This window comes from Sporichthya polymorpha DSM 43042, from assembly GCF_000384115.1.
GTDB lineage: Bacteria > Actinomycetota > Actinomycetes > Sporichthyales > Sporichthyaceae > Sporichthya > Sporichthya polymorpha.
The window spans coordinates 302,677-307,833 of record NZ_KB913029.1 but is presented as its reverse complement, the minus strand read 5'-3'; the positions used below and the strand labels follow the sequence as shown (position 1 = coordinate 307,833).

Sequence of the window (5,157 nt, the reverse complement as noted above, 5' to 3'; positions counted from 1 at the left end):
GCCTGCACCTCGTCGTGGTTCAGGCTGGCTCCGTCGCGGGCACGCCGGAGCGCACGCCGGACAGCACTGGGCGTCGGAACCGACATCGGCGTCACGTTCCCAGTTCGCGGAGGCGGGGCATGACGTCGGCGGCGAACTGGTCCATGAAGCGGGTCTGGTCGGCGCCGGGGGCGTGGATGACCAGGTTGGTGAACCCGGCCTGCACGTAGGGCCGGATCGCCTCGACGGCCTGATCCGGCTTGGACGCGACGATCCACCGCTTGGCGACCTGCTCGATGGGGAGTTCGTCGGCGAGGCGCTCCATCTCCGCGGAGGAATGCACCGAGTGCTTCTGCTCCGGGGTCAACGACAGGGGGGCCCAGAACCGGGTCGCCTCCAGGGCGAAGTCCTGATCGTGGTCGTAGGAGAGCTTGATCTCGATCATCCGGTCCAACGATTCGGGGGTGCGCCCGGCCTTGGCGATGCCCTCGTCGATGGCCGGGACCAGTTCCTCCTGGTAGAGGGCCATGCCCTTGCCCGAGGTGCAGATGAACCCGTCCCCGACCCGCCCGGCGTAGCGGGCCACCACCGGGCCGCCGGCGGCGACGTAGATGGGGATCGGCCGCTCGGGCTTGTCGTACACCGTCGCCCCGACGGTCGTGTAGTACTCGCCCTGGTGGTCGACCTTGTCCTCGGTCCACAGCCGGCGCATCAGGTCGATCGCCTCGCGCATCCGGGCGAAGCGTTCCTTGAACTCCGGCCACACCATCCCGGTCACCGCGACGTCGTTGAGCGCCTCCCCGGTCCCCAGCCCGAGCATGATCCGCCCCGGGTACAGGCACCCCATGGTGGCGAACGCCTGCGCGATCACCGCCGGGTTGTAGCGGAACGTCGCGGTCAGCACCGAGGTGCCCAATGTGATCCGCGACGTGCGTTCTCCGACCGCGGTCATCCACGAGATCGAGAACGGGGCGTGCCCGCCGTTGTGCCGCCACGGCTGGTAGTGGTCCGACACGACCGCGGAGTCGAATCCGAACCGCTCGGCCGCGACGCCGAACTCCACCAGCTCACGAGGCCCGAACTGCTCCGCCGACGCCTTGTAACCGATCCTGACCTGCGCCCCCGCGGGCGCCTCCGGGTCCGACGTGTCAGGGCGGTGATCCGTAGTGGACATCGGTTGTCTCCTCTGCGTTCCGCCAACCGGCGAGCCCCGGCGGCGAGCTGGATGGTTGACCTCAGTATTAACTGATCAGTAAGTTTGATCCCGCCCCAAGTCTGCCAGCAGGTGACAGCTGAAGCTTTCACCGAGCCTCACGTTGCGGAGCACACAATGACGACCGACACCCCCGACAGGCTGGCGCAGGGCTATGGCGTCGCCGCCCGCCTTTTTGGCAACTCCCCAGTAATTCCCCAGTTCGAGACTCCGGGCGAGGTCGCCGAGGACTGGACGCAGTTCTCCATCTCGACCGTGCTAGGTGAGGTCTGGTCTCGGCCTGAGCTGGAGCTGCCGGAGCGGGCTGCAATCGCTATTGCTGCCCTCACCGCGCTGAACCGGCCGGCCCAATTGAGGGCCTACATCCTGGGTGCGTTGAGCCTCGGCGTGTCACGGGAGCACATTTGCGAAGTGATCTTCCAGATCGCGGTCTACGCCGGCTTCCCGGCGGCCATCGACGCCTTCAGCGTCGCCAAGGCGGTGTTCGACGAGGTCGATGCCGCCCGCGCCAGTTGAGCGCGAGCTCAGTGTCGGAGCCAGTGAGCCGAGAACCCTCGAGGAGAGTGTTGTGACCGACGAGATCACCGAAGAGCAATATCAGCGCATCGAGGCAGGGCTGGAGAATCCCCCGAAACCTGACTTCATCTCGCAGGAGGAGTGGGACACCCTGCTGGCCTCGCGGCAGCCTGGCCTGATTCGCGCGTGGGGCCAAATGCAGGCGGAGAACGTGATTGCAGGGGCGGAGGGAAGTGACGAGATCGCGGGTGCACCGGTCATCGTCGTGACGGTCATCGGGCGGAAGTCCGGACGGGAGATTCCGGTCGCTCTCAACTTCGTCGAGCGGAACGGCGCTTGGTACATCTGCGGCTCCTTCTTCGGCCTGCAGACCCCCCCGCTCTGGGTGAAGAATCTCGACGCCAATCCGAAGGCCTGGGTCAACGTCCTGGACAAGAAGACCGAGGTCATTGCGAGTCGGCCGGTTGGCCAGGAGCGCGCGGAGATCTGGGAAATCATGGTTCAGGAGTTTCCGCTCTGGGGCTACTTCCAGAAGTTCTGCCGCAGCCGCGAATTCGACATCTTCAAGCTCACTCCCGTCGAACCCTGACCCTTGGATGCCGACAGGTCCACCCCGCAGCGCCACCGAACCCGCGACCTCCGCTGTCAGCTGAACGCAGCGGGGCGGGCCTGCGGCGGTGCCCTCGCTGCAGCGGTTGGTCTTGCCGCCCAGAGGTAATGTCGGCCCTCGTTCCTGAGGCAACGTCACTCGTTACCGCGGTGGGGGACGAGGTCATCGATCGCACCCCCGCCGGTCTTCGAGAGCAAGCCATCCATCGAGTCCGTCGGTCAGCGCGACAAGCCGCTCCTGGTGATGGGCGTCCTTCTCGTGCCGGTGTTGTTCGGGGCGCTACTGGCGTCACCACGCGGGGCGCGAGGTCTTCAGCTGTTCGTCGGCGGTGCTGCCGTGCTCTCGCTGATCGGCGGGGCTGCGGCAATGCATTCGCCCGGAGCCTCGACGGCGGGAGCTACCGTTACTGCGAGCACGGGCTTCGCCGCCGCTGTGGGAGCTGTGTTCTATCTCCGTAGCTTGCCTCTGGTTCGAGCTCTCGGCGCCGACGAGCGACGCCCCGCTCGGGACCCGAGTCCGCCGCGACGTTGGTTGGTGACCCGATTCCTTGCCCTCTCGGCCGCGACTGCGGTCGGAGCAGCCGGCGCTCATGTCCTCACCCAAAGGTGCGCAGCGCTCGTCAGAAGCGCAACGCGGCCGCGTTCGACTGCGACCGGTGACCCGCCCTCTCCCCCCGGTCTCGGAAGCGGCAAACATCCCAGGGCTGGGGCCGGTGATCACACCTACCGGCCAGTGAATCGCCCTGGGTCTGATGGAGGCTCGTTCTATTGGATTCCAACCCCGGCGGGGTCGGTCCGTTGGTCAGCGTAGAACGCCGCTTCGTACTCCGCCGGCGGAAGGTCGCCGCAGTGCCCGTGCAGCCGCTGTTCGTTGAACCAGTGCACCCAGGACAGTGTCGCGAGTTCGAGCTCGTCGACGTCGTCCCAGCCGCGGGTATCGGGCCCGTAGACGCACTCGGTCTTGTAGAGGCCGTTGGTCGTCTCGGCCAGGGCGTTGTCATAGGAGTCCGCGACTGTCCCGATCGAGGGCCGGGCTCCGATCTCTTCCAACCGCTCGGTGAAGCGCACCGAGGTAAATTGTGACCCGGCATCAGAATGTGCGACCAGGCCGATCAGACGTTGCCCGCCACGTGAGGCCCTGGCCATCTCCAGGGCGTCGAGGACCATCTCGGTCTTCATGTTCGACGCGACCCGCCATCCGACGATGCGCCGGCTGAACGCGTCGACGATGAAGCAGACGTAGGCCATCCCCGACCGGGTCGGGACATAAGTCAGGTCGGTCACCCACAGTGCATCGGGCCGGTCGGCGGTGAACAGTCGGTTCACCAGATCGGGCGCTCTGCGCGCGTCCGGGTCCACCCGAGTGGTGAAGACCTTCTTGCGCAGCCGCGATACGCCTTCGATCTGCAGTTCGCGCATCAGGCGGGCAACCTGGTCCCGGCCGATGTCATGACCGGCGCGGCGGGCCGCCTTCCACAACTTGTGAGCTCCGTAGACCTTCCGGTTGGCGACCCACAGGGTGAGCAGAATCTGCATCATCACCGCATCCCGGACGGCGCGGGCCGACGGTGCGATCTGCCGCTTCTTCGCGGCGTAGTACGTGCTCGGAGCCACCTGCAGATGCCTGCAGATGAACTCGACTCCGAACTGGTCCCGGTTCTCGTCGACGAACGCGACGATCACTTCGAGGGGCGGTCGAGTTCCGCCGCAAAAAAAGCCGAGGCCCGCTTCAACAGCTCATTGGCCCGGCGCAGCTCACGGTTCTCCTGCTCGAGCTCCTTGATCCGCTGGGCCTCCGCGCTGGTCACCCCGGGCTCGAGGCCCTCATCAATATCGGCCTGCTTGACCCACTGCCGCAGCGATTCCACCCCGCAGCCGATCTGCTCCGCGACCCGCGCGATCGTGCCGTGCGTGGTGCCGATCTCCTTGCGCAACTGCCGAACCAACCGGACCGCCCGAGCTTTCTCCTCGGGGGAGTACCGCCGCGTTGACGGGTGCCCAGACCCGCGTTCGTTCCCCATGGCTCCATCCTCATTCCAAAGGTCAGGAGCCTCCAAGGAACCCAGGGCGGTTCACCAGTTTGTCGACGCTCACGTAATTCCCCGGGGTTGTGCTCACGTAATTCCCCAGGTCGTGGGTCCTGGAAGGTGTTCTATCCGTTGACCTCCTTCGGTGTCGAGGTGGCGCGCCCGGGTCGCTTGTTCGGGCGGTAGCTGGGGCCGTTCATGAAGACCTGGTGGCTGTTGTTGATCAGCCGGTCGAGTAGGGACTCGGCGACGACGGGGTTGGGGAAGAGGGGATACCAGTCGGCCGGTGCCCGGTTGGAGGTCAAGACCAACGAGCGGCCGGCGGCGGCACGCGCGGTGACGAGTTCATAGAGATCGTCGGCCTGGGCCGGGGTGTGCTCGCGCATGGCGAAGTCATCGAGGATGAGCAGCGCCGGGCGGGTCAGCTCGCCCAGGCGGCGGTCGTAGCTGCGGTCGGCGTGCCCACCGGCCAAGGTGGCCAGGACGCGGCTGGTCTTGGCGAACCTGACCTCATTACCGTGACGGACCGTCAGGTGGCCGAGGGCCTGTGCGATGTGGGACTTGCCGACCCCGACCGGGCCGTGCAGGATCACCGACTCTCCGACGGCGAGCCAGCGCAGGGCGGCGAGGTCGCGGATCTGCGCGGCCGGCAGCTTCGGGGCGGCGGTGAAGTTGAACTCTTCCAGGGTGGTCGGGGTCTCGAAGGTGGCGCGGCGCAGCCGCCGGCCGAGGGCGGTGGACTCGCGGCGGGCGATCTCGTCGTGGCAGAGGACCTGCAGGAACTCGATGTGGCCCAGTTCGCCGGCCCGGGCC

Annotated in this window: 5 protein-coding genes and 1 other annotated feature; of the genes, 2 read left to right on the top strand and 3 right to left on the bottom strand. The window is 66.9% G+C overall.

Going from position 1 to position 5,157, the window contains the following annotated elements:
• Positions 1-91 precede the first annotated feature (91 nt).
• The gene (gene fgd, locus SPOPO_RS0101595) at positions 92-1,153 is read right to left on the bottom strand and encodes a glucose-6-phosphate dehydrogenase (coenzyme-F420) (RefSeq protein ID WP_019873033.1); all 1,062 of its coding nucleotides are present in this window, start codon (positions 1,151-1,153) and stop codon (positions 92-94) included.
• Positions 1,154-1,309: 156 nt separating this feature from the next.
• On the opposite strand from fgd, the gene SPOPO_RS26985 reads away from it, so the two are divergent.
• Both SPOPO_RS26985 and SPOPO_RS0101585 read left to right on the top strand, forming a co-directional pair.
• The gene (locus SPOPO_RS26985) at positions 1,310-1,708 is read left to right on the top strand and encodes a carboxymuconolactone decarboxylase family protein (RefSeq protein ID WP_019873032.1); all 399 of its coding nucleotides are present in this window, start codon (positions 1,310-1,312) and stop codon (positions 1,706-1,708) included.
• A 52-nt stretch (positions 1,709-1,760) separates the two neighbouring features.
• Entirely contained in the window at positions 1,761-2,297 is a 537-nt protein-coding gene (locus SPOPO_RS0101585) for a nitroreductase family deazaflavin-dependent oxidoreductase (RefSeq protein WP_019873031.1), read from the top strand.
• Positions 2,298-3,082: 785 nt separating this feature from the next.
• Here SPOPO_RS0101585 and SPOPO_RS0101580 read toward each other — a convergent pair.
• Together SPOPO_RS0101580 and istB are read right to left on the bottom strand one after the other, a co-directional pair.
• A protein-coding gene (locus SPOPO_RS0101580) for an IS3 family transposase (protein WP_245541661.1) occupies positions 3,083-4,338 on the bottom strand; the annotation gives its coding sequence in 2 pieces (ribosomal slippage) (positions 3,083-4,026 and positions 4,026-4,338; 1,257 coding nt in all).
• Positions 3,923-4,036 (bottom strand) — a sequence feature (AL1L pseudoknot). Its footprint overlaps the gene before it by 114 nt.
• A 131-nt stretch (positions 4,339-4,469) precedes the next feature.
• Positions 4,470-5,157: IS21-like element helper ATPase IstB (gene istB / locus SPOPO_RS26980; protein ID WP_019873028.1), on the bottom strand; the 688-nt coding region annotated here is incomplete at its 5' end.

Coding starts and splice junctions, on each gene's coding strand:
- SPOPO_RS26985 (WP_019873032.1), top strand. CDS start 1,310: ATGACGACCGACACCCCCGACAGGCTGGCGCAGGGCTATGGCGTCGCC.
- fgd (WP_019873033.1), bottom strand. CDS start 1,153: ATGTCCACTACGGATCACCGCCCTGACACGTCGGACCCGGAGGCGCCC.